Origin of the sequence: uncultured Pseudomonas sp. (assembly GCF_943846705.1) — a bacterium.
In the GTDB taxonomy this organism is placed as follows: domain Bacteria; phylum Pseudomonadota; class Gammaproteobacteria; order Pseudomonadales; family Pseudomonadaceae; genus Aquipseudomonas.
Genome location: NZ_OX044366.1, coordinates 105,352 through 129,998, shown reverse-complemented (window position 1 = coordinate 129,998; position 24,647 = coordinate 105,352). Strand labels below are relative to the sequence as shown.

At 61.5% G+C, this 24,647-nt stretch carries 24 protein-coding genes and 1 pseudogene; 14 read left to right on the top strand and 11 right to left on the bottom strand.

Annotated features, from left to right (window positions below; translation table 11 throughout):
* Positions 1-8 precede the first annotated feature (8 nt).
* Together Q0V31_RS00630 and hrpA are read left to right on the top strand one after the other, a co-directional pair.
* Positions 9-1,844 (top strand): Gldg family protein, encoded by a 1,836-nt coding sequence (locus Q0V31_RS00630; protein WP_298183040.1) that lies wholly within the window; start codon positions 9-11, stop codon positions 1,842-1,844.
* A gap of 201 nt (positions 1,845-2,045) precedes the next feature.
* Positions 2,046-6,119, top strand: a complete 4,074-nt coding sequence (hrpA, locus tag Q0V31_RS00625) for an ATP-dependent RNA helicase HrpA (protein WP_298183037.1) — start codon at positions 2,046-2,048, stop codon at positions 6,117-6,119.
* 81 nt (positions 6,120-6,200) lie between these two features.
* Here the strand turns inward: hrpA and Q0V31_RS00620 are convergent, their stop codons facing one another.
* On the bottom strand, positions 6,201-7,118 hold the full coding sequence (locus Q0V31_RS00620; RefSeq protein WP_298183034.1) for a DMT family transporter: 918 nt from the start codon (positions 7,116-7,118) through the stop codon (positions 6,201-6,203).
* 140 nt (positions 7,119-7,258) lie between these two features.
* Here Q0V31_RS00620 and Q0V31_RS00615 point away from each other — a divergent pair, with 140 nt between their 5' ends.
* A complete protein-coding gene (locus Q0V31_RS00615) occupies positions 7,259-8,170 on the top strand; it encodes a LysR substrate-binding domain-containing protein (protein WP_298183031.1) in 912 nt (303 codons plus the stop codon).
* 215 nt (positions 8,171-8,385) lie between these two features.
* Here the strand turns inward: Q0V31_RS00615 and Q0V31_RS00610 are convergent.
* Positions 8,386-8,487, bottom strand: a pseudogene (locus Q0V31_RS00610) (hypothetical protein); the annotation flags it as partial.
* A gap of 102 nt (positions 8,488-8,589) precedes the next feature.
* Complete coding sequence (locus Q0V31_RS00605; protein ID WP_298183027.1) at positions 8,590-9,294, bottom strand: glutathione S-transferase N-terminal domain-containing protein; 705 nt, start codon at positions 9,292-9,294, stop codon at positions 8,590-8,592.
* 135 nt (positions 9,295-9,429) lie between these two features.
* On the opposite strand from Q0V31_RS00605, the gene Q0V31_RS00600 reads away from it, so the two are divergent.
* Both Q0V31_RS00600 and Q0V31_RS00595 read left to right on the top strand, forming a co-directional pair.
* Positions 9,430-9,867 (top strand): HIT family protein, encoded by a 438-nt coding sequence (locus Q0V31_RS00600; RefSeq protein ID WP_298183023.1) that lies wholly within the window; start codon positions 9,430-9,432, stop codon positions 9,865-9,867.
* A gap of 107 nt (positions 9,868-9,974) precedes the next feature.
* Entirely contained in the window at positions 9,975-10,400 is a 426-nt protein-coding gene (locus Q0V31_RS00595; protein WP_298183021.1) for a 3-isopropylmalate dehydratase, read from the top strand.
* A 67-nt stretch (positions 10,401-10,467) separates the two neighbouring features.
* Here Q0V31_RS00595 and Q0V31_RS00590 read toward each other — a convergent pair whose 3' ends face one another.
* Complete coding sequence (locus tag Q0V31_RS00590; RefSeq protein WP_298183018.1) at positions 10,468-11,079, bottom strand: LysE family translocator; 612 nt, start codon at positions 11,077-11,079, stop codon at positions 10,468-10,470.
* Between the two features lie 452 nt (positions 11,080-11,531).
* On the opposite strand from Q0V31_RS00590, the gene Q0V31_RS00585 reads away from it, so the two are divergent.
* The 3 genes from Q0V31_RS00585 to Q0V31_RS00575 are packed head-to-tail and all read left to right on the top strand — an operon-like array spanning position 11,532 to position 13,491.
* Positions 11,532-12,653: a beta-ketoacyl-ACP synthase III gene (locus Q0V31_RS00585; protein WP_298190830.1), complete on the top strand. Its 1,122-nt coding sequence runs from the start codon at positions 11,532-11,534 to the stop codon at positions 12,651-12,653.
* Entirely contained in the window at positions 12,653-13,264 is a 612-nt protein-coding gene (locus Q0V31_RS00580) for an RNA polymerase sigma factor (protein WP_298183015.1), read from the top strand. Before Q0V31_RS00585 ends, Q0V31_RS00580 begins: the two co-directional genes overlap by 1 nt.
* A complete protein-coding gene (locus tag Q0V31_RS00575) occupies positions 13,258-13,491 on the top strand; it encodes an anti-sigma factor (RefSeq protein WP_298183012.1) in 234 nt (77 codons plus the stop codon). The genes Q0V31_RS00580 and Q0V31_RS00575 overlap by 7 nt, the downstream gene beginning before the upstream one ends.
* 22 nt (positions 13,492-13,513) lie before the next feature.
* Here Q0V31_RS00575 and Q0V31_RS00570 read toward each other — a convergent pair whose 3' ends face one another.
* A complete protein-coding gene (locus Q0V31_RS00570; RefSeq protein ID WP_298183009.1) occupies positions 13,514-14,047 on the bottom strand; it encodes a hypothetical protein in 534 nt (177 codons plus the stop codon).
* A 132-nt stretch (positions 14,048-14,179) separates the two neighbouring features.
* Here Q0V31_RS00570 and pgm point away from each other — a divergent pair, with 132 nt between their 5' ends.
* Both pgm and Q0V31_RS00560 read left to right on the top strand, forming a co-directional pair.
* Positions 14,180-15,832 carry a phosphoglucomutase (alpha-D-glucose-1,6-bisphosphate-dependent) gene (gene pgm / locus Q0V31_RS00565; RefSeq protein ID WP_298183006.1) on the top strand — a complete coding sequence of 551 codons (1,653 nt, stop codon included), beginning with the start codon at positions 14,180-14,182 and terminating at the stop codon, positions 15,830-15,832.
* Between the two features lie 21 nt (positions 15,833-15,853).
* Complete coding sequence (locus Q0V31_RS00560) at positions 15,854-16,213, top strand: winged helix-turn-helix domain-containing protein (protein ID WP_298183003.1); 360 nt, start codon at positions 15,854-15,856, stop codon at positions 16,211-16,213.
* A 10-nt stretch (positions 16,214-16,223) separates the two neighbouring features.
* Here the strand turns inward: Q0V31_RS00560 and gluQRS are convergent, their stop codons facing one another.
* Together gluQRS and dksA are read right to left on the bottom strand one after the other, a co-directional pair.
* Positions 16,224-17,111, bottom strand: a complete 888-nt coding sequence (gluQRS, locus tag Q0V31_RS00555; RefSeq protein WP_298183000.1) for a tRNA glutamyl-Q(34) synthetase GluQRS — start codon at positions 17,109-17,111, stop codon at positions 16,224-16,226.
* A 63-nt stretch (positions 17,112-17,174) separates the two neighbouring features.
* Positions 17,175-17,618, bottom strand: coding sequence for an RNA polymerase-binding protein DksA (dksA, locus tag Q0V31_RS00550; protein ID WP_298182997.1), 444 nt, complete (start codon positions 17,616-17,618; stop codon positions 17,175-17,177).
* 196 nt (positions 17,619-17,814) lie between these two features.
* On the opposite strand from dksA, the gene Q0V31_RS00545 reads away from it, so the two are divergent.
* The gene (locus Q0V31_RS00545; protein ID WP_298182994.1) at positions 17,815-18,996 is read left to right on the top strand and encodes a pyridoxal phosphate-dependent aminotransferase; all 1,182 of its coding nucleotides are present in this window, start codon (positions 17,815-17,817) and stop codon (positions 18,994-18,996) included.
* The gene (gene sfsA / locus Q0V31_RS00540; RefSeq protein WP_298182991.1) at positions 18,986-19,693 is read left to right on the top strand and encodes a DNA/RNA nuclease SfsA; all 708 of its coding nucleotides are present in this window, start codon (positions 18,986-18,988) and stop codon (positions 19,691-19,693) included. Before Q0V31_RS00545 ends, sfsA begins: the two co-directional genes overlap by 11 nt.
* 74 nt (positions 19,694-19,767) lie before the next feature.
* Here the strand turns inward: sfsA and Q0V31_RS00535 are convergent, their stop codons facing one another.
* Positions 19,768-20,670 (bottom strand): LysR family transcriptional regulator, encoded by a 903-nt coding sequence (locus Q0V31_RS00535; protein WP_298182988.1) that lies wholly within the window; start codon positions 20,668-20,670, stop codon positions 19,768-19,770.
* Positions 20,671-20,753: 83 nt separating this feature from the next.
* On the opposite strand from Q0V31_RS00535, the gene Q0V31_RS00530 reads away from it, so the two are divergent.
* Complete coding sequence (locus tag Q0V31_RS00530) at positions 20,754-21,875, top strand: SRPBCC family protein (protein WP_298182984.1); 1,122 nt, start codon at positions 20,754-20,756, stop codon at positions 21,873-21,875.
* A 4-nt stretch (positions 21,876-21,879) separates the two neighbouring features.
* Here Q0V31_RS00530 and cysZ read toward each other — a convergent pair whose 3' ends face one another.
* The gene (cysZ, locus tag Q0V31_RS00525) at positions 21,880-22,632 is read right to left on the bottom strand and encodes a sulfate transporter CysZ (protein WP_298182982.1); all 753 of its coding nucleotides are present in this window, start codon (positions 22,630-22,632) and stop codon (positions 21,880-21,882) included.
* Positions 22,633-22,904: 272 nt separating this feature from the next.
* On the opposite strand from cysZ, the gene trxB reads away from it, so the two are divergent.
* Entirely contained in the window at positions 22,905-23,852 is a 948-nt protein-coding gene (trxB, locus tag Q0V31_RS00520) for a thioredoxin-disulfide reductase (RefSeq protein ID WP_298182979.1), read from the top strand.
* Positions 23,853-23,940: 88 nt separating this feature from the next.
* Here the strand turns inward: trxB and Q0V31_RS00515 are convergent, their stop codons facing one another.
* Both Q0V31_RS00515 and Q0V31_RS00510 read right to left on the bottom strand, forming a co-directional pair.
* On the bottom strand, positions 23,941-24,285 hold the full coding sequence (locus Q0V31_RS00515; protein ID WP_298182975.1) for a HopJ type III effector protein: 345 nt from the start codon (positions 24,283-24,285) through the stop codon (positions 23,941-23,943).
* On the bottom strand, positions 24,282-24,575 hold the full coding sequence (locus Q0V31_RS00510; protein WP_298182972.1) for a DUF1244 domain-containing protein: 294 nt from the start codon (positions 24,573-24,575) through the stop codon (positions 24,282-24,284). The genes Q0V31_RS00515 and Q0V31_RS00510 overlap by 4 nt, the downstream gene beginning before the upstream one ends.
* Positions 24,576-24,647 lie beyond the last annotated feature (72 nt).

Here is a 24,647-nt window from a genome sequence, read left to right as displayed (position 1 = left end):
GGACGCCCATGAAAAAGCTGATGGTTTCCAGCGCCGGGCTTGTACTCATTGCCCTGGCGTTTCTTGCGTTCAACCTGTTCTCCAGCCTGAGCCTCAGCGGCGCACGGCTGGATCTGACCGAGCAGAAGCTCTACACCCTGTCGTCTGGTACCGAGCAGATTTTGGCTGACTTGGACGAGCCGGTGGAGCTGAACTTCTTCTACTCCGACACCGCGACTAAGGACCTACCGGCCCTGCGCACCTACGCCAAGCGCGTCGAAGAAATGCTCAAGGCTTACCAGCGCGAGGCGGGCGGCAAGCTCAAGCTGAGTATCATCGACCCCGAGCCGTTCTCCGAGGAGGAAGACAAAGCCGCCGAGTTTGGCCTGCAAGGCATTCCGCTGCAGCAGGGCGGCGATTCGATCTACTTCGGTCTGGCCGGCAAAAATGCCGAAGGCCAGGTGCAAGTGATCCCGTTCTTTGCTCTGGATCAGGAAGAGTTCCTGGAGTACGAACTCAGCCGCCTGGTGCAAAGTTTGGCCAAGCCGGAGCGGCCGGTGGTGGGTGTGTTGGCTGGACTGCAGGTCAATGGTGGCTTCGACATGGCCGCGCGGCAGCCGACCCCGGCCTGGATGCTGATCGAGGAAATTCGCCAGCTGTTCCAGATCGAAAGCCTTAAGCGTGACGTCGACCTGATCCCGGAAAAGGTCTCTGTGCTGCTGCTGATCCACCCCAAGCAGTTGCCTGAGCAGACCCTGTATGCCATCGACCAGTTTGTGTTGCGCGGCGGCAAGCTGCTGACCTTTGTCGACCCCTATAGCGAAGCCGATACCCAGGCGGAGATGCCCGGTGAAATGGTCATAGACAAAGCGTCTGATCTGCCGGCGTTGTTCAAGGCCTGGGGCCTGCGCATGGTGCCGGATCAGGTGCTCGGCGATGGCTCATACGCCATGTCCGTAAGCATGGGCCAGGGTCAGCGCCCGGTGCGTCATGCGGCCTGGCTGAACCTGCCGAAGCATGCGCTGGATAAAGACGACATCAGCACGGCTTCGCTGGAAACCATCACCGTCGCCACGGCGGGCATCCTAGAGCCGCTGGAGGGCGCGAAAACCCAGTTCACCCCGCTGATTAGCAGCTCGCAGTACGCCATGCCGTTTGATGCCAAACGCTTCGGCATGCTGGCCAACCCCGAAGAGCTGATTCGCGAGCTGCAACCCACTGGTGAGCGCTACACCTTGGCGGCGCGCATCAGTGGGCCGGCGCAGTCGGCTTTCCCTGATGGCATCGAGGGGCAGAAGGATGGCCTCAAGCAGGCGGACACTATCAACGTGATAGTGGTGGCCGATACCGACATGCTCACCGACCGCATGTGGGTGCAGGTGCAGGACTTCTTCGGTCAGCGCATCCCGCAGCCATGGGCCGACAACGCCGGTTTTGCGATCAACGCGCTGGATAACCTGGCCGGTTCCGAAGCGCTGATCAGCGTGCGCTCACGCGGGCGTTTTACCCGCCCGTTTGAGGTGGTGGACGCGATCCAGCGCGAGGCCGAGGTGAAGTTCCGTGAGAAGGAACAAACCCTGCAGGCGCAGCTGGCCGACACCGAGCAACAGCTCGCGGCCCTGCAGCAGAGCGACGACCCGAGCAAGGCGCTGGAACTGACGCCGCAGCAGCAGGCGGCGGTGCAGCAGTTTGTGCAGCAGAAACTGGCGATTCGCAAAGAGCTGCGCAACGTGCGCTACCAGCTCAATGCTGATATCGAAGCCTTGGGCGGCACGCTTAAGTTCCTCAATATCGCCTTGGTGCCGTTGCTGCTGACGCTGGGCGTGCTGGCGCTGTGGCTGTGGCGCCGGCGCAAGCACGGCTGATTCTGCCTCCCCGATAAAGGGCCGCTGATGCGGCCCTTTGTTTTGCGTGAATGCCGGTTATACGCCGCTGTACAGGCGATAAAGCCTCTTAGCCAGTCCGTTCCTGGGCGTAGCCAATGTGCGGTCGTTTTCCTGCGGCCAAAAATGCGACAATCGCCACCCTCTTGCTCTTCCCCCTTGACCCCACCCCGCGATTGCCTGATGACCGATGCCACGCCTGCTGTTGATCAACTGCTGAAAAACCTCGACCAGACCCTGCTCGGCGATCGTCATCGCCTGCGCCGGCAGTTGCACGAGCTGCGCAAGCAAAGCCCGGTGGACGAGGCCAAGCTGGCGCAGTGGCTGCAGCGCTTTGAAGCGTCCCGCGCCAAGGTCGAGGCACGACGCCTGAGTGTGCCGGCGATGCGTTACGACGACGCACTGCCGATTGCCGCCAAGCGTGACGAGATCAAGGCCGCGATCAGCAAGCACCAGGTGGTGGTGATCGCCGGTGAGACCGGCTCGGGGAAAACCACGCAGTTGCCGAAGATCTGCCTGGAGCTGGGCCGTGGCGTGCACGGTTTGATCGGCCACACCCAGCCGCGGCGGTTGGCGGCGCGCAGCGTAGCCACGCGGGTGGCGGAGGAAATTGGCACGCCGCTGGGCGAGTTGGTCGGCTATCAGGTGCGCTTCGAGGACCAGAGTAACGAGCGCAGCCTGATCAAGCTGATGACCGACGGCATCCTGCTGGCCGAGACCCAGCACGACCGCTACCTGGAAAAGTACGACACGATCATCGTCGACGAAGCCCACGAACGTAGCCTGAACATCGACTTCCTGCTGGGCTTTCTGAAAACCCTGCTGGTGCGCCGCCCCGATCTCAAGCTGATCATCACCTCGGCGACCATCGACCTGCAGCGTTTCTCCGAGCATTTCGGCGGTGCGCCGATTGTCGAGGTGTCCGGGCGTACCTTCCCCGTCGACACCTGGTATCGCCCACTGGCCGCCGAACAGGACGAAGACGGTAACCGGGTTGAGGAAGACCTCTCGGTTGATCAGGCGATTCTCGCCACCTTGGATGAGATCAGCGCCTTTGAAAAAGCCGAAGGCAAGCGCCCTGGCGACATCTTGGTGTTCCTGCCCGGCGAACGTGAAATCCGTGACGCCGCCGAGGTGTTGCGCAAGGCCAATCTACGTCTGACCGAAGTGCTGCCGTTGTATGCGCGCCTGACCCCGGCCGAGCAGCAGAAGATTTTCGCGCCCATGGGCGCACGCAAGATCGTCCTGGCCACCAACGTCGCCGAGACCTCGCTGACCGTGCCGGGTATCCGCTATGTGATCGACAGTGGCACCGCGCGCATCAGCCGCTACAGCTACCGTGCCAAGGTGCAACGCTTGCCGATCGAGGCCATCAGCCAGGCCAGCGCCAACCAGCGCAAGGGCCGTTGCGGGCGGGTTGAGCCGGGTATCTGCATTCGCCTGTTCAGTGAAGAGGACTTTAACGGCCGCCCAGCCTTTACCGATCCGGAAATCCTGCGCACCAACCTCGCGGCGGTGATTTTGCAGATGCTCCATCTGCGCCTCGGTGAGATTGATGCCTTCCCGTTTATCGAGCCGCCGGATGGCAAGGCCATCAGCGACGGTTTCAACTTGTTGCAGGAACTCTCGGCGGTTAGCCGTGAGGGCCAACTGACCCCGCTGGGTCGCCAGCTGGCGCGCTTGCCGGTGGACCCGCGATTGGGTCGCATGGTGCTGGAGGGTGCCAAGCAGGGCAGCCTGGAAGAGATTCTGATCATTGCCAGTGCGCTGTCGGTGCAGGATGTCCGCGAGCGGCCGTCCGATCGCCAGCAGGCGGCCGACCAGGCCCACGCGCAGTGGAAGGATGTCGACTCGGACTTCGCCGCGCTGATTAATCTGTGGCGCGGTTTTGAGGAGCAACGCCAGGCCTTGGGCTCAAGTGCGCTGCGCAGTTGGTGCCGGAAGAACTTCCTGAATTATTTGCGCCTGCGTGAGTGGCGTGATGCTCACCGCCAGCTGGTGCTGATTACCCGTGACCTGCAGCTGTCGGCCAAACCCAAGGGCGCTGGTTCCGTAGGATCGGTGGAGCGCAGCGATACCCATGCCGGGGCAGATGATGGGCATCGCTCCGCTCAGCGCCATGCTACGGGTGAGCGCCAGTTATCGGCGCTGCAGAAAGAAAAAGAGCTGGCCGAGAAAGACCAGGCCGCCCAGCGCAGCAAAAGCTACGCCGCGGTGCATAAGGCGATTCTCGCCGGCCTGCTCAGCCAGGTCGGCCAGAAAACCGAAGACGGTGACTACCTCGGTGCCCGCCAGCGGCGCTTCTGGGTGCATCCGTCCTCGGTAATCGGGCGTAAGAAGCCCACCTGGCTGATGGCTGCCGAACTGGTGGAAACTACCAAGCTGTTTGCGCGCATGGTGGCCAAGATCGAGCCGGACTGGATCGAGCCGCTGGCCGGCCACCTGATCAAGAAGAACCACCTGGAACCGCATTGGGAGAAGAAGCGCGGCCAGGTGGTGGCCTATGAGCAGATCAGCCTGTACGGCATGATTGTGGTCGGTCGCCGCGCCGTGCATTTCGGCCCGATTGACCCTGTGGTCTCGCGTGAGCTGTTTATCCGCGAAGGCCTGGTGGGCGGTGAAATTCATAGCCGCGCCAAGTGCCTGACCGCTAACCGCCAGTTGCTGGAAAAGCTCGACGAACTGGAAGCCAAGGCGCGTCGGCGCGATATTCTCGCTGATGAAGAAACCCTGTTCGCTTACTACGAGGCGCGCCTGCCGGCGCAGATTTACCAGAGCGCGACCTTCGACAGCTGGTACAAAAGCGAAAGCGCGAAGAACCCGCAGCTGTTGATCATGCGAGAAGAGGACGTGCTGGCCCGTGACGCCAAGGAAGTCACCGCCGCGCAGTACCCGGACACCCTGCGTCTGGGCGAATTGACCCTGCCGCTGAGTTATCACTTCGAACCCAACCACCCGCGCGACGGCGTCACCCTGCGCGTACCCGCGCCGCTGCTGCCGCAACTGCCGACGGAGCGCCTGGAGTGGCTGGTGCCGGGGTTGTTGGAGGCCAAGTGCATGGCCCTGGTGCGCGGCTTGCCCAAGGCGTTGCGCAAGAATTTTGTGCCGGTACCGGACTTTGTCGGCGCAGCACTGAGCAAGGTGCAGTTTGCCGACGGCAGCTTGCCGCTGTCCCTGGGCCGTGAACTGACGCGCATGACCGGTGCGCGGGTCAGTGATGAGGCATGGGCCGAGTCCGAGGCGCAGCTGGAAAGCCACCTGCGCATGAATATCGAAGTGGTCGACAACCAGGGCAAGTTGCTCGGTGAAGGCCGCGATCTGGCCGAGCTGACCGCACGTTTCAGCGCGGCGACGCAGGCCGGCCTGGCCTTGCCGACAACCGCCAAGAGCCAGCAACCGGTGGAGGCCAAGGCCTTTAGCGAAGTGGCAGCCAAGACCCAGCAGCAGGTCGCCGGCCTGTCCATGACCGTTTATCCGGCGCTGGTGGAGGAGGCGGGCGTGGTCAAGGAAGGGCGCTTCCCGACCTTGGCCGAAGCCGAATTTCAGCATCGCCGCGCGTTGCAGCGCCTGCTCTTGCAGCAACTGGCCGAACCCGCCAAGTTTCTGCGCAACAAATTACCGGGGCTGACTGAACTGGCCTTGCTCTACCGCGACATGGGCCGTATCGATGCGCTAGTCGAAGACATTCTGCTGGCCAGCCTCGACAGTTGCATTCTTGAAGGCAGTGAGCCCTTGCCGCGTGACGGGGCCGGCCTGGCTGCGCTGGCCGAGCGCAAGCGCGGTGACTGGACGGCCCACGCCGAACGCTTGGCCAAGCTGACGCTGGAAGTGCTCAAGCTGTGGCACGGTCTGCAAAAACGCTTCAAAGGCAAAATCGACCTGGCCCAGGCCATGGCGCTCAACGACATCAAGCTGCAACTGAGCAACTTGGTGTATCCCGGTTTTGTCCGCGAAACCCCGGCGCAGTGGCTCAAGGAAGTGCCGCGTTACCTCAAGGCCGTCGAGCAGCGCCTGGACAAGATCGCCTCCCAGGTACAGCGCGACCGCGTCTGGAGCGGCGAGCTGGCTGGTTACTGGGAGCAGTACCAGGCGCGCCTGGCCAAGCACAGCCAGGAAGGCAAGCGCGATGCGCAGCTGGTGCTGTATCGCTGGCTGCTGGAGGAATACCGCGTGTCGTTATTCGCCCAGCAGCTGGGCACCAAGCTGCCGGTGTCGGATAAACGCCTGAGCAAGCAGTGGAGCAGTGTCGAGGCTTAACCGTGCTACTCACTGCCGGTATGTGTTTGTGCTGAAGTGTTGGACTGCCAGCCTTCAGCACAATAGGGGGCGGCTGTCGGCTTAAGTCGCGTGCAGCCTTCTGAGTATGGCCGTGCGGCGTTCAGCGCGGATCGTCCAGAACACACCGCCAAGCACCAGCGATATGCCGAGCACCTCTCCAGTGCTGGGTAGTGCCCAGGCTATTAAAAAACTGTAAAGCAGGGCGCATAAGGATTCGAAGACAATCAGTTGACCGCCGATTGAGACGGGCAAGCGCTGGGCTGATGCGTTCCACAGGGTGTTGGCTACCCAGGAACCGCCAATGGCCATAAACAGGGCTGTCAGCATGAACAGGGTGAGCCGTTCGAGGGCCAGGTCAGTGGGTAATAACTCGGGCTGAACCAGGACCACCAGGGCGGACATTAGCAGGGCGGCAAAACCGGTCGTTATTCCCAGCAGCGTTGACCACTCACCCGCAGTGAAGCGCCCGGTTTTGAGCTGATGGGCATTGCGCAAGGCAAACCATGACCATGACAACACGCCAAGGCCTGCGTAAGCCGCGCCCATAACCTGGCGCATGCTGCCTTCGCCGCGAATGACTGCGGTGACTGCTGGAAGGTTAATCCAGAGGATGCCGGTGCAGATGAGCGCGAGCGAAATGAACATGGAGCGGCCACTGACGTGACTGAAACGGCGACCCATAAGCATCACCGCGACGGGAATCAAGCCGTTGATCAGCGATGCCGTGGCAACGCCGGCATGTTGCACGGCCGCGCTCAAGAGGATGAAGTACACAAGGTTGCCAGTCAGTGCCAGCTCAAGCAGCAAGCGTTGATCCTGGCGGGTCAGGCGGCTAATCAGTGCACGTGCGTTGGGCAGCGCGATTAGGGTCGCAAACAGCCCGTAGAGCAGAAATCGCACGCAGCTGATCACCACTGGATGAACGTCTGGAATCAGCGCAGGTGCGACGATCACGGCGCCCCAAAGGGCGCCTGCCATGCCTCCTTGGACTATTGCTTTTTTCATGTCGCGTTACCTTTCAAGTCAGGTGGCGACTTTATGGTTAAAGTATTCAGGCTTGTAGCGATATTGCCGCATGATGCTATTCCGTAGCGGCATGCCTCTTATTGGGATACCTAATGGCCGGACGTTTTCCTTATCTCCCTCCGCTCGACACGCTAATTGCATTCGAGTGCGTGGCCCGTTTGGGCAGTTTTACCCGTGCCGCTGACGAACTGTGCGTGACCCAAAGTGCGGTGAGTAAACAGGTGCGCACACTGGAGCAGGCGCTGGGCGTCGCTTTGTTTGTAAGGGGCGCTCGGGGTGTAGAGCTTTCGACGGCGGGCGGGCTCTACCAGCAGGAAGTGGTGCCGGCATTGCAACGCATACATGTGACAGGGCAGCGCATCAGCACCACTCACCATCCCGACACCGTCACAGTCTTGGCGACACATGCCGTCTCGCAGTTTTGGTTATTTCCACGTCTGCTCAGTTTTAATGCCGTGCACCCGGAAATAACCATCCATATCCACGCCAGTAACGACATCATGCCGTTCATGGTGCCTGATCATGATCTGACGATTCTCTATGGCAACGGTGACTGGCCGAGCCTGGAGGCGACCGCGCTTATTCCTGAAGTGATCTATCCGCTGGCTCGCCCTGGGGTGGCTGGGTGCGAGGTGACAACGCTTGAGGCGCTGGCAGGATTGCCGCTGATCCAGTTGGCGTCTGCCTGGGACTGCTTCGAGTGGCGCGACTGGTTTGCCCACTTTGGTATTGCTTATCAGTCTCCCAAAGCCGACCCCACCTTTAACCAGCTCACTCTGACCTACGCGGCGATTGAGCAGGGGCGGGGCGTTGGCCTGGCGTGGGCATTTATGGCGGAAGAGGCAATGAGCAGGGGCGACTTGGTGCGGGTGACCGACTTTTATGTTGAAACGGGCTTGGCTGAATACGTCGTCCACGACCTCGCACGGCCAATGTCCGCCGCGACAAAATTGTTCCGGGATTGGCTGGTAGCCGGCGCGGCGTCAGGTAACACGAAGGCTTAACGGCACGAAGCAGGGTCGGCCGTGTGCGGTTGCCTAGAGCAGTGGCGCAGTCCGGCGAGTGAGCGCGATGGGCAGCCACTAAACGGGATTGACGCTTTCGTAGCCATCCCGTTTTGCTTTCAGCACGCAGCAAAGGCGGCGTGTGCGGCGGTACCAGGCGTTTTGAACCGGTCGACTCGAACACGGTGGCAAACCGCAGCAGGGCTGAGTCGTCGTAGGCGCGCTTGGTAGGCCTGTACCAACTCGACGGCCGTGGTCTGGCCGGCTTCGAGCGCGGCGCGCAGTTCGGCAATAGACGCCTCGGTTACCTCGATCATGCTGTCACCGCAGGTTGTTGAGGGTGTTTGTTGCGATCGGCTCTCGCGGCGCTATTTTTACGCGTTGAAGTGGCGCGTGACGCTGGGCGGCTGGCGTCTATTTTAATTCCGCGCAGGCATGGCCAGGCCCCTGATCACGGCGGGCCGGGCGACAAAGGCCTGCAACACGCGCTGCACATTGCTGAAGCGCTCGAACTCCACCAACTCACCCGCTTCATAGAAACCAATCAAGTTGCGCACCCAGGGAAAGATGGCGATATCGGCGATGCTGAAATGCTCGCCCATGATCCAGTCGCGGCCTTGTAGGCGTTGCTCAAGTACGCCAAGCAGGCGCTGCGACTCGGCAACGTAGCGGTCGCGCGGGCGTTTGTCCGGGTAGTCCTTGCCGGCGAACTTATGGAAGAAGCCCAGTTGCCCGAACATCGGGCCGATGCCACCCATCTGCCACATCAGCCACTGCAGGGTTTCGTAACGGGTGGCGGCGTCTTGGGATAACAGCTGAGCGGTTTTCTCTGCCAGGTAAATCAGAATCGCACCGGACTCGAACAGCGCCAGCGGTTGGCCGCCGGGGCCGTTGGGATCGAGAATGGCCGGGATCTTGTTGTTGGGGTTGAGCGAAAGGAACTCGCTGCTGCGCTGTTCATCGCTCTCAAAACTGATCAGGTGCGCTTCGTAGGGCAGGCCGGTTTCTTCCAGCATGATTGAAACCTTGACGCCGTTGGGCGTGGGCAGCGAATACAGCTGCAGGCGCTCGGGGTGCTGGGCGGGCCATTTATGCGTGATCGGGTAGGCGGACAGAACTGACATGGGCGCTCCGGATTGGCTGGCTAAAGGCGCAGGATAGCGGCGATTGGCGATTTGGTCAGGTTGTAGGTTTTTCCCGGCGCGCAGAAATCGGTATGGTTGGGGCCATCTCAACCCCTGCGCACTGGAGAACCCCCGATGAGCCTGCACGGTGAATACGACAGCCAGAATATCTTTGCTCAGATCATTCGCGGCGAAGCCCCTTGCTACAAGTTGTACGAGGATGAGGATGTGCTGGCCTTCCTCGATGTGTTTCCGCAGTCCTACGGCCACACACTGGTGATCCCCAAGCGCTCGGCGGCGCGCAATATGCTGGAGGTCGACGCCGCCAGTCTGAGCAAGGTAATGGCCGTGGTGCAAAAGCTCACCGGTGTCTTGGTGGCCGAACTGGAACCCGCCGGGGTGCAGGTGGCGCAGTTCAATGGTGCGCCGGCGGGGCAGACGGTATTCCATATTCATGTGCACATCGTGCCGCGTTACGAGGGCGAGGCACTTGGCGTGCATGCTGCCGGTAAGGCCGAAGCCGAACAACTGGCGGCGTTGCAGGCGCGTTTGCTCAAGCGTATCGCCGGCTGATTCGGCGGCCTGCGTATCTGTACTTGAGGCCGGCCGCACCTAGGGCAATACTCAAGCCGTTGGCTGTTGCTGTCCTTGTTTGTTCCCAGCGCCCATGGAGGGCTCCCATGCGATTGATTGGTGCCGTTTTACCGCTGTTGCTGTTGGCCGGCTGTTCGTCCTGGAAGCCCGCTCCGGAAGATATCAAGCCAGTGCCGGCAGAGCGTTTGCTCGGCTATCAGCAGCCGTTGGGGCAGGGCGGGCAGTTGCTGGTCAACCGTGATGTCGGCGGCATGGGCGGCGGTTGTTATGTGGCGGTGCTGGTTGACCGCAAAGTGGCAGCACGCATAGGTGTGGGTGAGCAGGTGCGGTTTCAGGTCCCCGCCGGCACGCGGGTGCTGAGCATTGGCATCGATAAGATGGATGACACCCTGTGCGGCATGGGTCGCCTGCGCCGTGAGCTGGCGGTGAAGGTCGAGCCGGGCTCGCAGCAGGATTTCCGCATCGTCAGCGATAACCGCAAGGGCTTCGATATCCTGCCGGTTAGCCAGTAACGCGCACCTTCGCTATGCCACCTACGGACGAAGCGGGTTGCCCCTTCGCCCGCAGGTGGCATAGCGCTCAGCGGGTCATTGGCAGGGCGGCGCCCATCAGGGCAAACAGTCCCCCGCAGCAACGGTTGAAGCCTTTGCCACTGCGTTGCAGCCAGGGCCGTACGCGATGGGCCATGCGTGCCAGCAGGTATTCGACGCCGCCTTCAACCACGGCAAAGGTCAGCGCCATAATGGCGAACTGCAGCCAGAGATCAGCCCGCGGATCGAGAAACTGCGGTAGAAACGCGCCGAAAAACAGGATGACCTTGGGGTTGGATAACGCCGAGAGCAAACCCTGGCGAAACAGTTTCAGGCCGCTGTGGGCTTCGGCTTTCTCCGCCATGCTCAAGTGCAGCGGTGGTGCGCGCCAGAGTTGAATGCCCAGCCAGATCAGGTAAGCGCCGCCCAGCCATTTGAGAATGACCAAAGCCTGCGCTGAGGCTTGCAGCAGGGTGCCGATGCCGAGCATCGACAAGGCCATCAGCAGGGTAAAGCCAAGCACCCCGCCGCTGACGGTAAACAGGGTTTTACGATGGCCGTATAAGGCACCGTGGCTGAGTGCGAGCAGGCCATTGGGGCCCGGTGTCAGCGCCAGGCCGAACACCGCTGTGACAAACAGTAGCCAGGTATGCAGAGCCATAAGCAGGTATCCAGAGGAGGGGAGTGTCGGGCTGTGCCGGCGAACCTCTGTTTTTTCACGCTGCGCCACGATAGTCAAGCAACTGAGCGCCCCTTCTCTGCGAGGTGCACTAGGGCTGCTGCGGTTGCTTGACGTTATGGCGGCGACTGCTGGGGAATGGCCGCAGACGGGTGTTTTAACCCGTGCAAACGTCGGCGACTAGGCTTCAGACGGATGTGCCTTGCGCGACGTTGTGTGCATCTTTGCCTCAATAGTCGACAGGGTGCTGCATTTGCCCTGACGTGCTGAGCGGACGGATGGCCCATGGCTGTGGCAAACTCTGCGCTTTATAGCAGGCCGTTTCATGGATTGAGTGTGCTGAGCCTGTCAGCTGTTTTTTACCCATGGCCTGCCTGCCCTGGGCCTACTGGATAACTGGCCGCTGCCTGCGGCGAAGAACATGAGGAATGACTGTGCATAACGTCGTGATCAGCGGTACCGGCCTCTATACCCCGGCAAACAGTATTTCCAACGATGAGTTGGTCGAATCGTTCAATGCCTATGTGCAGCAATTCAATGCCGATAACGCCGCGGCCATCGCCAGCGGTGACGTCGATGCACTGAGCGAATCGAGCAGCGGTTTTATCGAAAAAGCTTCCGGCATCAAGAGCCGCTTTGTTATGGATAAAGCCGGCATTCTTGACCCGCAGCGCATGGCGCCACGCATCCCCGAGCGCAGCAATGACGAGTGGGGCATTCTCTGCGAGATGGCCGTAGGCGCGGCCCAAGATGCCATGGCGCGTGCCGGCAAGACCGCCGCCGATATCGACGGGGTGATCGTTGCCTGCTCCAACTTGCAGCGCGCCTACCCGGCCGTGGCGATTGAAGTGCAGGCTGCGTTGGGAATTCAGGGCTTCGGTTATGACATGAACGTGGCCTGCTCCTCAGCCACCTTCGGCATCCAGGCCGCAGCCAACAGCGTGCAGCTGGGCCAGGCCCGTGCGATTTTGATGGTTAACCCGGAAATCTGCACCGGCCACCTGAACTTCCGCGACCGCGACAGCCACTTTATCTTCGGTGATGCTGCCACAGCAGTGATCATCGAGCGCGCCGACCAGGCCACCTCGGCCTGTCAGTTCGATATCGTCGGCACCAAGTTGATCACCCAGTTCAGCAACAACATCCGCAACAACTTCGGTTTCCTTAATCGTTGTGCGGAAGAGGGCGTGGGCGCACGCGACAAGCTGTTCGTCCAGGAAGGTCGCAAGGTGTTCAAGGAAGTTTGCCCGATGGTCGCCGAGCTGATCGCCGCGCACCTGGCGGAAAATCAGCTGAATGTCGGTGATGTGAAGCGCTTCTGGCTGCACCAGGCCAACCTCAACATGAACCTGCTGATCGCGCGCAAGCTGCTGGGCCGTGATGCTGAGCCAGGTGAAGCCCCGGTTATTCTCGACACCTACGCCAACACCAGTTCGGCCGGCTCGGTGATCGCCCTGCATAAATATCAGGATGACCTGCCGAGCGGTGCGCTGGGCGTGCTCAGCTCGTTCGGTGCGGGTTACTCCATCGGTAGCGTGATTCTGCGTAAGCATTGATGGAGTACCCGGCCGATCAGCTGCTGCTGGTTCGCCTGCGTGCGGGCGAGCAGAAGGCCTACCGCGAGTTGGTTAGCACTTATCAAGGTGCGATGCGCGCGGTAGCTTTTGCCATCGTCGGTAGCCGTAATGCCGATGAAGTGGTGCAGGATGCCTGGTTGGCCGTGGTACGCAGCCTCGATGGTTTTCAGGCGCGCTCAAGTCTGAAAACCTGGCTGTTGACCATCACCGCCAACACCGCGAAAACCCGCCTGAAAGGCAATCGCCGCGAAGTGCTGCTCGACGATATTCCCTCCCCCCATGGCGGTGTCGGCGATGAGCGTTTCAAAGAGAATGGCCATTGGTTACTCGCCCCGCATGCCTGGCATCAGGACTCCCCGGAAGCACTGCTGACCAAAGAAGAGCTGCGCGAGTGCCTGGAACATACGCTCGCCAGCCTGCCCGAACTGCAGGCCAGTGTTTTGCACCTGCGTGAGCGTGAAGGCTTGGAGTTGCAGGCGATTTGTAATCTTTTGCAGGTGTCTCTCTCCAATGTGCGGGTACTGCTGCACCGCGCGCGTCTCAAGGTCTTTGCTACCTTGGAGCATTTCGAGGAGACCGGTCAATGTTGAGCTGCAAGGAGTTGGTGGCCCACTCCAGTGACTATATCGATGGTCAGATGGGGCTGCATAAGCGCTTGTCCATGCGGATGCACCTGAGCATGTGCATCAATTGCCGGCGCTTTATTAAACAGTTGCGCCTGGCTCAGGGCGTGCTGCGCCGTTTGCCGCATGGGCAGCATGCCGATCTGGACGCATTGGCCAACAAGCTCGCTGAGTTGCGTCGCCAGCAGCGCTGATTAGGCGGCTGGCGGCTGCGCTTTAATCTTCGCTGTGCGCTGCTTTCAGCGCTTCATAGGCCGGCGCGGCGTAAATGCCGACTTCCACCGCCAGCTCCATCACCCGAGCCAGGTCGCTGCTGTACACCAGCACAGCTTGTAACTCGTCATCCAGCGGCTCGCTGAGATCCAGTAGCACATAGCCCTGGGTTTCCGGCGACAGGCTAGAGAGCTGCACCTGGATGCGGTTCAGTGCCTTCAGCGGCTCGACTTTGGCCAGCTGCTTGGGCTTGAGCACGAAGCTCACCTGCGGGCCGAACGACTCAACGATCTGCTGGAACAGCGCGTCATAGCTATCGGCCTGAAACAGCACGGTTTCCGGCAGGCTGCCGACCACTACCCACTCGCCGAGGGGAATGGGGAAGCTGTCGTCGTAGTTGATGTCCGGGTTGGCAGCGAGAAACGCCTGTGGGTCGGCATAGGCCTGGGCGGCATCCTCGGCGATGCGCGCGACTTCTTCGGCTTGCATGCAGCCCGAGCTGATTTTGCTGATTAATTCTTCGAGCTGGGCTTTCATGCGGGTATTCCTGTGGCGGCAAAAAGGTTGCCAAGCATAGCCTGAAACCCAGCCCAGGGCGCTGCGTTTACCCAGGGCAAGCCTGTTAAGCTTGCACGCTTTGGCTGAACCCTACGAGACAAGGAGCCCTCTGTGAGTGCACGTATCCATCCACTGGCCGGACAACTGGCCCCCGTTGCCTTACTGACTGATATAGCTGCGTTGCTGGGCGCTTATTACGACCAGCAGCCGGATCCGGCAGTGGCCAGCCAGCGGGTGGCCTTTGGTACGTCGGGGCATCGTGGTAGCTCCTTGCAGCGCAGTTTCAACCAGGCACATGTGCTGGCGATCAGTCAGGCAATCTGCGATTACCGCGTGGCTCAAGGTATCAGCGGCCCGCTGTTTATCGGCGCCGATACCCACGCGCTATCTAAACCGGCGCTGGACAGTGCGCTGGAAGTGCTGGCCGCCAATGGCGTGCAAACAATGATCTCGGCGGGTGGCGAATTCACCCCGACGCCGGCGATCTCCCAAGCCATTTTGGTGCACAACCAGGGCCGCAGCAGTGGCCTGGCCGATGGCATCGTCATCACCCCGTCGCACAACCCACCCGACAGTGGCGGCTTCAAGTACAACCCGACTAACGGCGGCCCGGCGGACAGCGATATCACCAGCTGGGTGCAGAACCGCGCCAACGCTCTGCTTGAAGATGGCTTGCGTGAGGTCAAGCGGGTGCCCCTGGCGCAGGCGCGCCAGGCGGCGTGCGTGCATGAGTACGACTACCTCAGCGCCTATGTGAATGACTTGGGCAACGTCATCGATTTCGCGCCGATTCGCGCGGCGGGCTTGCGCCTGGGCGTCGACCCGCTGGGCGGTGCCGGCGTGCATTACTGGGGGCGGATTGCCGAGCAGTACGGCCTCAATCTGGATGTGGTGAGCCAGACCATCGATCCGCAGTTCGCCTTTATGAGCCTGGACTGGGATGGGCAGATCCGCATGGACCCATCTTCCAGCCATGCCATGCAGCGTCTGATCGGCTTGAAAAACGGTTATGACATCGCCTTTGCCTGCGACACCGACTATGACCGCCATGGCATCGTCGCGCCCAGCGTCGGCCTGTTGCCGGCCAACCATTTTCTCAGCGTGGCTATCGATTACCTGTTCCAGCATCGCCCGCAGTGGAACGCTAGCGCCGCCGTGGGCAAAACCCTGGTCAGCAGTGCGATGATTGACCGCGTCAGCGCGCGCCTGGGCCGGCCGATGCAGGAAGTACCCGTAGGCTTCAAGTGGTTTGCCGGCGGCCTGTTTGACGGCTCGCTCGGCTTTGGCGGCGAAGAAAGTGCCGGGGCGACCTTCTTGCGCCGTGATGGCCGGGTCTGGACCACCGACAAGGACGGCATCGCCCTGGCGCTATTGGCCGCCGAGATGACCGCCGTCTGCGGGCGTGACCCCGGTGAACTGTACCAGGGCCTGAGCGATGAGTTTGGCGCGATCTATGCCGATCGCGTCGACGCACCGGCCACGCCTGTGCAGAAAAAGGCTCTGGGTAAACTCTCGCCGGCGCAGATCAGTAGCCGTGAACTGGCCGGTGACGCCATCACCCAGGTGCTCGACAAGGCTCCGGGCAATGGCGCGGCCATTGGCGGGATTAAGGTGATCAGTGAGGGCGGCTGGTTCGCTGCGCGGCCGTCGGGCACCGAAGACATCTACAAAATCTACGCAGAGAGCTTCCGCGATGAAGCGCATTTGCAGCGCATCTTCAGCGAGGCGCAGCAGATTGTTGATGCCGCGCTGATCACGCCGTAAGCCATCTGCGCGGGGCTGTGTATGTATCGCCTTGATGTGAAAATCCGCCTGCATAACGGCAGTGATGTTGCGTTCGGTCCGGGCAAGGCGGATTTGCTTGAGGCGATTGCCCAATATGGATCCATCAGCGCGGCGGCGCGTGCCTTGGGCATGTCATACCGGCGTGCGTGGTTGCTGGTGGAGACCATGAACCGTAGCTTCCGCCAGCCACTGGTCAGCACCCTGGCAGGCGGCAAGCATGGTGGTGGCACGCAGTTGACCGAAACCGGTGAGCAGGTGCTGCAGCGCTATCGCCTGCTGTGTGCGCAAGCGCTGGCGGCTGTGCAGGCAGAATGTGACGCGCTGGCCGGGTTGTTGGCCGAGACCGCTGCCGAGGGTTGAGGCAAACGCTTTAATGCAGCTGCGTTTCCGCCACGGTCAGGCGGCGCGGAATGCGCGTGGCATCCCAGTGCTGACTGGCCCAGCGCAGCAGCTCGCTGGGCTGGCCATCGCCGGCAGCGTCCGGCAACACCTGACCCAGGGCACGCAGGGCGCGAATCAGCAGTGGAGTGGCCTGATCGGCCGGCAGCGGTGGTGAACGGTAGGACTTGCCCAGCTTGTGGCCGTCTGGCTGGGTGATCAACGGCACATGCAGGTAGCGTGGCTGCGGCACGCCCAGCAGTTCCTGCAGGTACAACTGGCGCGGGGTTGAGTCGAGCAGGTCGGCGCCGCGGACGATGTCGGTGATGCCCTGCCAGGCATCGTCGAGCACCACAGCTAACTGATAGGCGTACAACCCATCGCGGCGGCGAATCACGAAGTCGCCCACCTCACGGCCCAGATGCTGGCGGTAATCACCTTGCACGCGGTCGCTAAAGTGGTAAGTCAGTTCCGGTACGCGCAGGCGAATCGCCGAATTGCTAAAGCCATGACCGGCATTGCGGCAGGTGCCGGGGTAAACGCCCTGGCTGCCTTGCAGTTGCTTGCGTGAGCAGGTACAGGCGTAGGCCAGGCCCTGGCTGAGCAGGCGTTCGACCAGCGCGGCGTATTCGTTGAGGCGTGCACTCTGGCGGACCAACTGGCCATCCCATTCGAAACCATAGCTTTCTAAGGTTTGCAGGATGGCGCTTTGCGCTCCGGCCACTTCACGCGGCGGATCGAGGTCTTCCATGCGCAGCAGCCAGCGGCCGTTTACCGCGCGCGCGTCGAGATAGGACGCCAGTGCCGCGACCAGTGAGCCGAAGTGTAGGTAACCGCTGGGGGTGGGGGCGAAGCGCCCAATATAGGCAGGTGTGTTCATGATCAATTGCGCACGCGCAGGGACAGAAACAACAAGGGGTGCCGAAGCACCCCTTGGGTCAGATCAGGAACCGACCTGTTTTTCCTTGATTTCCGCCAGCGTCTTGCAGTCAATGCAAAGCGTGGCAGTGGGGCGGGCTTCCAGACGGCGAATGCCGATCTCGACGCCACAGGAGTCGCACCAGCCGTAGTCGTTGTCTTCGATCAGTTGCAGGGTTTCGTCGATCTTCTTGATCAGCTTGCGCTCACGATCACGGGCGCGCAGTTCCAGGCTGAATTCTTCTTCCTGGCTTGCACGGTCCGCTGGATCGGGGAAGTTGGCTGCTTCGTCCTGCATGTGGTGCACAGTACGATCGACTTCCTGCATCAATTCCAGCTTCCACTTATTAAGGATGCCGGTGAAGTGGCCACGCATCGGCTCACTCATGTACTCCTCGCCCTTTGTTTCTTTATAGGGCTCGAAACCGCGAGTCAGTTGGCTGCTTTTTGCTTTTGCTTTGGTGGGCATGGATGACCGCCTCTCACTCTTCTGATCCACTGCGCAGGACGGTGTCCCTTGCCGATCCTACGTCGAGTAGAACCGGCCCTGCGGCTGTAAAGCGGGCGAACTTACCAGAACAACTCCCCCCGCGCCACTCCCGGTTGTCGAAGCCGGATCGGGTATGCTTTAGAATCCGCCTCTTAATCCAGTTTAAGGCAGTCCCATGGCCCAGTCCTACAGTGCGCGCAGCCGCGCCATAGAACCTTTTCACGTGATGGCGCTGCTGGCTCGGGCCAATCAATTACAGGCCGACGGCCATGATGTGATTCATCTGGAAATCGGTGAGCCGGACTTCACCACGGCCGCGCCGATTGTCGCCGCCGGGCAGGCCGCGTTGGCCAATGGGCATACCCGTTACACCGCCGCACGCGGTTTGCCGGCCCTGCGCGAAGCGATTTCTGGCTTCTATGCCGAACGTTACCGCCTGGATATCGACCCGCAACGCATCCTGATCACGCCGGGCGGTTCGGGCGCGTTGCTGTTGGCCACCAGCTTGTTGGTCGACCCCGGTAAGCACTGGTTGCTGGCCGATCCGGGCTACCCCTGCAATCGGCACTTCCTGCGCTTGGTCGAAGGCGCCGCGCAGCTGGTGCCGGTCGGCCCGGAGGTGCGTTATCAGCTCACTCCAGATCTGCTGGCGCGGTATTGGGATCAGGGTAGCGTCGGCGCGCTGGTGGCTTCGCCGGCCAACCCGACTGGCACCTTGCTCAGTCGTGATGAGCTGGGCGGGCTGTCGCAGGCGCTGAAGGCCCGCGGCGGGCATTTGGTGGTGGATGAGATCTACCATGGCCTGACCTATGGCGTAGACGCGGCCAGTGTATTGGAAGTGGATAACGACGCCTTCGTGCTCAACAGCTTTTCTAAGTATTTCGGCATGACCGGCTGGCGTCTCGGCTGGCTGGTGGCACCGCCAGCCGCTGTGCCGGAGCTGGAAAAACTGGCGCAGAACCTTTATATCAGCGCGCCGAGCATGGCCCAGCACGCCGCACTGGCGTGCTTTGAGCCGCAGACCCTGGAAATTCTCGAACAGCGCCGTCATGAGTTCCAGCGCCGTCGCGACTTTTTACTGCCGGCACTGCGCGACTTGGGCTTCAAGATCGCCGTGGAGCCAGAAGGTGCCTTCTATTTATATGCCGATATCAGCGCTTTTGGCGGCGATGCCTTTGCCTTTTGTCAACACTTCCTGGAAACCGAGCACGTAGCCTTTACCCCGGGTCTGGATTTTGGCCGCCACCTGGCCGCTCAACATGTGCGCTTTGCCTACACCCAGGACCTGCCGCGCCTGCAGCAGGCGGTTGATCGGATCAAGCGTGGCCTGAACAGCTGGAAGCCCCATGCAGTTTGATCCGCCCCTGGAAGAAGGTCGGCTGCTGCGCCGCTATAAGCGCTTTCTCGCCGATATCGAGACCGCCAGTGGTGAGCTGCTGACCATTCACTGTGCCAATACCGGCTCGATGCTCAACTGCATGAGCGAAGGTGCGCGCATCTGGTTTAGTCGCAGCCATGACCCCAAGCGCAAGTTGCCGGGCACCTGGGAAATCGGGGAAACCCCGCACGGTCGCCTCGCGGTGATCAACACCGGGCGGGCCAATGCCTTGGTTGAAGAGGCGCTGCGCGCCGGGTTAATTGCCGAACTAAATGGCTTTACCGGGCTTAAGCGCGAGGTGCCTTATGGCCAGGAGCGCAGCCGTATCGATTTTCGCCTGGACTACCCAGAGGGCGCCGCGTTCGTTGAGGTCAAGAGCGTTACCCTGGGCTTTGCCGACACGCGGGTTGCCGCCTTTCCCGATGCGCGCACCGAGCGCGGCAGCAAGCATTTGCGCGAATTGGCCAGCTTGGCGCGCGCCGGCACCCGCGCGGTGCAGCTGTATTGCGTCAATCTGTCGGGGATCGAGGCGGTGCGCCCCGCCGAGGAAATCGATCCCGCCTATGCCGCCGCCCTGCGTGAGGCCTTCAGTGCCGGGGTTGAAGTGCTGGCCTATGGTGCAACTGTCAGTGCGCAGGGCGTGCGGTTGAGCAAACGCCTAGATGTGCTGCTCTAGCGCTGCCGCTGTTTGAATCGCTCGATAGTTCTGGCCAGCCCTGCTGGAGCCGGGTTGCACTTGCCTGATTAGCCTCACACAAGCAGTTCGATCAGTTGCTGACGCAGCCAGGCGTGCGCCGGGTCGAGTTGCTGTTGGCGATGCCAGATCAGGCTGACCTGTACCGGTGGCATATCGAAGGGCAGCGGCGCGGTCTCTAGGGCATGCGCCGGGGCGAACGCTTCGGCCAGGCGCGCAGGCACGGTGCCGAGCAGGTCGCTGTGGGCGACGATTGCGGGGATCGGCAGGTAGTTCGGCAGATGCAGGGCGGCCTGACGGCGTACCTTGGCCGAGCCGAGGACAATTTCCAGCGGCGAGCCGCGTCCGGCGCGCGGTGTCACCGTGACATGCCGGGCCTGCTGGTAGTCCTCCAGGCTCAGCCCGCCGGCAAAGGCCGGGTGCCCGGCGCGGCCGATTACCACCAGCGGCTCTTCACGCAAAGGCGTGTAGTGCAGGTCAGGCGAGTCAAAATGTAAATAGTCGATGGCCAGGTCCAGCGCACCGCTTTCCAGGCGCGGCACCAGGCTGTCGGCATCATCGCGCTGTACCAGCAGCTCGACCCTCGGCGCGATGCGCGACAAGTGCGCCTGCAACATCGGTAGCAGTGCGGCTTGGGCGTAATCGTTGAGCGCTAGGCTGAAAGCCTGTGGCGTCTGCGGGTCAAAGGGTTCCGCCGGGCCGAGGCCGGTCTGCAGTAGGCGCAAGGCTTGCTGCACGGGTATATACAGGGTTTGCGCACGGGCGGTGGGCGTCATGCCGCGGGCCGTGCGCTGGAACAGCTCCTCGCCCAGTTGTTGGCGCAGGCGGGCGAGGGCGTTGCTCACCGTCGACTGGCTCAGGTGCAGGCGTTCAGCGGCGCGGGTCAGGTTGCCTTCCTGCATCAGGGCGTCGAAGACCAGCAAGAGGTTGAGGTCGAGTTGGCGCAAATTCGTTATCAAGAATAATGCTCTTTTAAACTATCCATTATTCGAATGATCTGGCTGCACCTAGACTGCTGTCAATCCGCACAGGGAGAAACGCCGTGGCCTATAACAACGACAATGCCCAGGCTTTCCGCGCACGCTATCGGGACGCCATCCATCCGCTGTACAACCCTTGGCTGCATGCCGGCTTTGTGCTGGCCTACGGCCTGACCGGTATGGCCCTGCTGTGGCGTACGCTGGATGCAGTGGCGCTCTGGCAGTGGTTGCTGGTGCCGCTGAGCCTGGTGTTCTTCAGTTGGGGCGAGTACCAGGTGCACAAGCGCTTGGGGCACAACAAAACCCGCTTCGGTAAGTTGTTCTACCAGCGTCATACCGGCGACCACCACAGCTTCTTCGTTGAAGGCCAGATGCGCTACGAAACGCCACGCGACTGGCGGGTGATTCTCTTTCCGGCCTGGCTGATTGTGCTCTATAGCCTGCCGTTGCTGGGCATCTGGTGGTTGCTGGGCAAGCTCGATGGCAACCTGGCGGCACTGTTCACGGGCAGCATGTTGCTGGGCTACATGACCTACGAGGTGGCGCATGCCTGCGAACACCTGCCGGCCGAGCACCCGGTGGCGCGGCTGCCGTGGATTCGTCAGATGCGTCATCTGCATGCGTTACACCATCGTCGTGAGCTGATGCATTCGCGCAACTTCGGCATTGTCCATCCGCTGATGGACTGGCTCTACGGCACTCTGTATTGGCAGCCGCAGGCGACTCATCAGCAGAATCGTCAGCAACATCGTGTGTCTATCGCTCGCCCGGCCGACGCCGTGCTGAGTTATGCCGCCGCCCCGGCGCACTGGCCCGAGTGGCATCCGTCGTCGCGTCATATTTACGGCCGCGATGGCGCGCTACTCGCCGGCGAAGTGTTCGAGGAAGATATTCATGCCGCTGGCCGCTCCGGCCATTTGCGCTGGAGCGTGCTCGACTACCAGCCTGGGCGGCGCTGGCAGGCCAGCGCTCGGGGCGATCATGGCCTAGAGCTGTTGCTGACCTACGAGTGCTTAGAAGTGGCGGGCGGATGCGAGTTCCTGCGTACCTTGGAGTACGGCTTTGACGGCGTGTTGATGCGCCTGGCCAATTGCCTGTTACTGGAGCGGCGTATCGAGCGCGAGTCGCAGGCGTCCCTGCAGGCGCTGCGCGTGGTGTTTGAGCGCAGCGACCCTGCGGCGTGAGGGTTTAGGGAGCGGGTGTCCGCACTTGCTCCTGGCGTTCACGCACCCAGAACACGGTCGCCCCGGCCACCGCTGCCGGCATCATCAGGATATTCAGCCCTGGCACCAGCAAGGCGGCATAGGTGATGCCGCCAAAGCCCAGGCTCTGCCAGCGTTTGGCGCGCAGCCAGGCGAGCATGTCCTGCCAGCTCATTTTGTTGTTGTCGGCCGGGTAGTCAATATATTGGATGGCCATCATCCACACGCCGAACAACAGCCACAGCGGCGCGGCGATCAGGTTGAGCACCGGGATAAAAGTCAGGATCAGCAGGGCGATGGCACGCGGCAGAAAGTAGCCCAGCTTGCGCATCTCGCGGCCCAGGGTGCGCGGCACCATGGCCATCAATTCGGCCCAGCTGAACGGCGGAAAGTCGTCCTGGCCGCGCACGACGATTTCAACCTTCTCCGCGAGAAAGCCGTTAAACGGCGCGGCAATAATGTTGGCCAGCATGGTGAAGGTGAAGAACACCATCAGCAATACCAGCACCACGAACAGCGGCCACAGCACATATTCAAGAAAACTCAGCCAGCTCGGCAGGCTCGGCATAAAGGTATCGACCCAGCCACCAAACTGCTGCACGGCCACGCCGATCAGCGCAGTAAATAGCAGCAGGTTGATGCTCAGGGGCAGTAGCACGAACAGTCGCAAGCCAGGGCTCAGGACCAGTTTCAGGCCTTCACTTAAGTATTGCGGGCCGGTCAGCACAGGGGCGGACATGGGCGTGTCTCCGGTAGGTTGAAGTCGCGCCGACCTTACCGGCTTTGCGGGTCAGGGGAAAGCGTGGGCAATGCGCGCTAACAGATTGCCTGGCCAGCCATAGGACTTGTCTATGCCTTGCATTGGCAAAGCATATTTCCGCCGCGCGGCAGGCGGGCATAGGCTGCGCAGCACTGAGTTGTTATCCCTTTTGGGCTTCAGCGTTATTGCCTGGCTACAGGCATAAGCAAGCCCTTGTTGGTTTTTGCCGGCATTGCCGGGAGGAGTTGTTGATGTCTGCCAACCGTCATGCCCGCGTGATCATTCTGGGTTCCGGCCCTGCTGGCTACAGCGCGGCGGTGTATGCCGCACGGGCTAACCTCAAGCCGTTGTTGATCACCGGCTTGCAAGCCGGCGGCCAGCTGACCACCACCACCGAGGTGGATAACTGGCCCGGTGATGTGCACGGTCTGACCGGCCCGGCCCTGATGCAACGCATGCAGGAACATGCCGAACGCTTCGAGACCGAGATCGTCTATGACCATATCAATGCCGTGGACCTGGCCGGCAAGCCATTCACCCTGGTCGGTGACAGCGGCACCTACAACTGCGATGCCTTGATCATCGCCACCGGTGCCAGTGCGCGTTATCTGGGCCTGCCCAGTGAAGAGGCCTTTATGGGCAAGGGCGTCTCGGCTTGCGCCACCTGCGATGGGTTTTTCTACCGCAACCGCGAAGTGGCGGTGGTCGGTGGCGGTAACACCGCGGTAGAGGAGGCGCTGTACCTGGCCAATATCGCCAGCAAGGTCACCCTGGTGCACCGCCGCGAAAGCTTCCGCGCGGAAAAGATCCTCCAGGACAAGCTGCAGGCGCGGGTGGCCGAGGGCAAGATCGTGCTCAAACTCAATGCCGAGGTAGACGAGGTGTTGGGCGACAACATGGGCGTGACCGGCGTGCGCCTGAGAAATAACGATGGCAGTCATGCTGAGTTGACGGTCGACGGGCTGTTTGTGGCCATCGGGCATACGCCGAACACGGCGTTGTTCGAGGGCCAGTTAGCGCTCAAGGACGGTTACCTGGTGGTTAACGGCGGACGCGACGGCAATGCCACCGCCACCAGCGTGGCGGGGGTGTTTGCCGCCGGGGATGTGGCTGACCATGTGTATCGTCAGGCGATCACCTCGGCCGGCGCTGGCTGCATGGCGGCGTTGGATGTGGAGCGTTATCTCGACGGCCAATAAGCCTGAGGGCAATGCAAAAAGCCTCGATTTAATCGAGGCTTTTTGTTGTCCGACTGCGTCAGGTGCGGCGTTTCGCGGCGCGGCTGGCTTAGCTGTCGTTGCGCTGCAGCGAGGGTTGCTCGAAGCGTACGCCGGCCAGGCCGGTGTCCATCAGTGCGCGGATATTACCGTGGTCACTGCCGCTCGGGGTGGCCAGCACGCTGCGGTAGTGCTCGCCGAAACACTGCAGGGTTTCTTCCAGGCTCAGGCCTTCAAGCAGCGCCAGGCCGAGAGTTTTGCACGAGCCTTCGTTCTGCCCCGCGGGGTTTTCTACTGCGCCATTGCAAAAGGTACTGGGCTGGTAGTGGTAGTGCTCGGCAATAAACGCCAGGGTTTCGGCGAAGGTGAAGTGTTCGCTGCGCAGCTTGGCGCGAAACTCGCTCAGGGCAGTCATGCGTCTTTTCCTTTGGCGAAGGCCGCTTGCTGTTCGGCGCTGGCTTCCTTCTGATATTTGCTCTTCCACTCGGCATACGGCATGCCGTAAATCTCTGTGCGCGCTTCATCCATGGAGATGGCGACGCCGGTGTCATCGGCGGCGGCCTTGAACCACTTGGACAGGCAGTTACGGCAGAAGCCGGTGAGGTTCATCATGTCGATGTTCTGCACATCCGGGCGTGAGCGCAGATGATGAACCAGGCTGCGAAAAGCGGCGGCTTCAAGTTCGAGGCGTTCTTGATCGGTCATGGCGATGCTCTCTGTAAACAGGCAGGGGAGGCGTGTGGCGATGATAGAAGCCTGCCGGCCTGGCGGCAACGG

Bases quoted from the DNA above. Each gene is read 5' to 3' on its own strand.
- Q0V31_RS00630 (WP_298183040.1), top strand. From the start codon at position 9: ATGAAAAAGCTGATGGTTTCCAGCGCCGGGCTTGTACTCATTGCCCTG.
- hrpA (WP_298183037.1), top strand. From the start codon at position 2,046: ATGACCGATGCCACGCCTGCTGTTGATCAACTGCTGAAAAACCTCGAC.
- Q0V31_RS00620 (WP_298183034.1), bottom strand. From the start codon at position 7,118: ATGGCAGGCGCCCTTTGGGGCGCCGTGATCGTCGCACCTGCGCTGATT.
- Q0V31_RS00615 (WP_298183031.1), top strand. From the start codon at position 7,259: ATGGCCGGACGTTTTCCTTATCTCCCTCCGCTCGACACGCTAATTGCA.
- Q0V31_RS00605 (WP_298183027.1), bottom strand. From the start codon at position 9,294: ATGTCAGTTCTGTCCGCCTACCCGATCACGCATAAATGGCCCGCCCAG.
- Q0V31_RS00600 (WP_298183023.1), top strand. From the start codon at position 9,430: ATGAGCCTGCACGGTGAATACGACAGCCAGAATATCTTTGCTCAGATC.
- Q0V31_RS00595 (WP_298183021.1), top strand. From the start codon at position 9,975: ATGCGATTGATTGGTGCCGTTTTACCGCTGTTGCTGTTGGCCGGCTGT.
- Q0V31_RS00590 (WP_298183018.1), bottom strand. From the start codon at position 11,079: ATGGCTCTGCATACCTGGCTACTGTTTGTCACAGCGGTGTTCGGCCTG.
- Q0V31_RS00580 (WP_298183015.1), top strand. From the start codon at position 12,653: ATGGAGTACCCGGCCGATCAGCTGCTGCTGGTTCGCCTGCGTGCGGGC.
- Q0V31_RS00575 (WP_298183012.1), top strand. From the start codon at position 13,258: ATGTTGAGCTGCAAGGAGTTGGTGGCCCACTCCAGTGACTATATCGAT.
- Q0V31_RS00570 (WP_298183009.1), bottom strand. From the start codon at position 14,047: ATGAAAGCCCAGCTCGAAGAATTAATCAGCAAAATCAGCTCGGGCTGC.
- Q0V31_RS00560 (WP_298183003.1), top strand. From the start codon at position 15,854: ATGTATCGCCTTGATGTGAAAATCCGCCTGCATAACGGCAGTGATGTT.
- gluQRS (WP_298183000.1), bottom strand. From the start codon at position 17,111: ATGAACACACCTGCCTATATTGGGCGCTTCGCCCCCACCCCCAGCGGT.
- dksA (WP_298182997.1), bottom strand. From the start codon at position 17,618: ATGCCCACCAAAGCAAAAGCAAAAAGCAGCCAACTGACTCGCGGTTTC.
- Q0V31_RS00545 (WP_298182994.1), top strand. From the start codon at position 17,815: ATGGCCCAGTCCTACAGTGCGCGCAGCCGCGCCATAGAACCTTTTCAC.
- sfsA (WP_298182991.1), top strand. From the start codon at position 18,986: ATGCAGTTTGATCCGCCCCTGGAAGAAGGTCGGCTGCTGCGCCGCTAT.
- cysZ (WP_298182982.1), bottom strand. From the start codon at position 22,632: ATGTCCGCCCCTGTGCTGACCGGCCCGCAATACTTAAGTGAAGGCCTG.
- trxB (WP_298182979.1), top strand. From the start codon at position 22,905: ATGTCTGCCAACCGTCATGCCCGCGTGATCATTCTGGGTTCCGGCCCT.
- Q0V31_RS00515 (WP_298182975.1), bottom strand. From the start codon at position 24,285: ATGACTGCCCTGAGCGAGTTTCGCGCCAAGCTGCGCAGCGAACACTTC.
- Q0V31_RS00510 (WP_298182972.1), bottom strand. From the start codon at position 24,575: ATGACCGATCAAGAACGCCTCGAACTTGAAGCCGCCGCTTTTCGCAGC.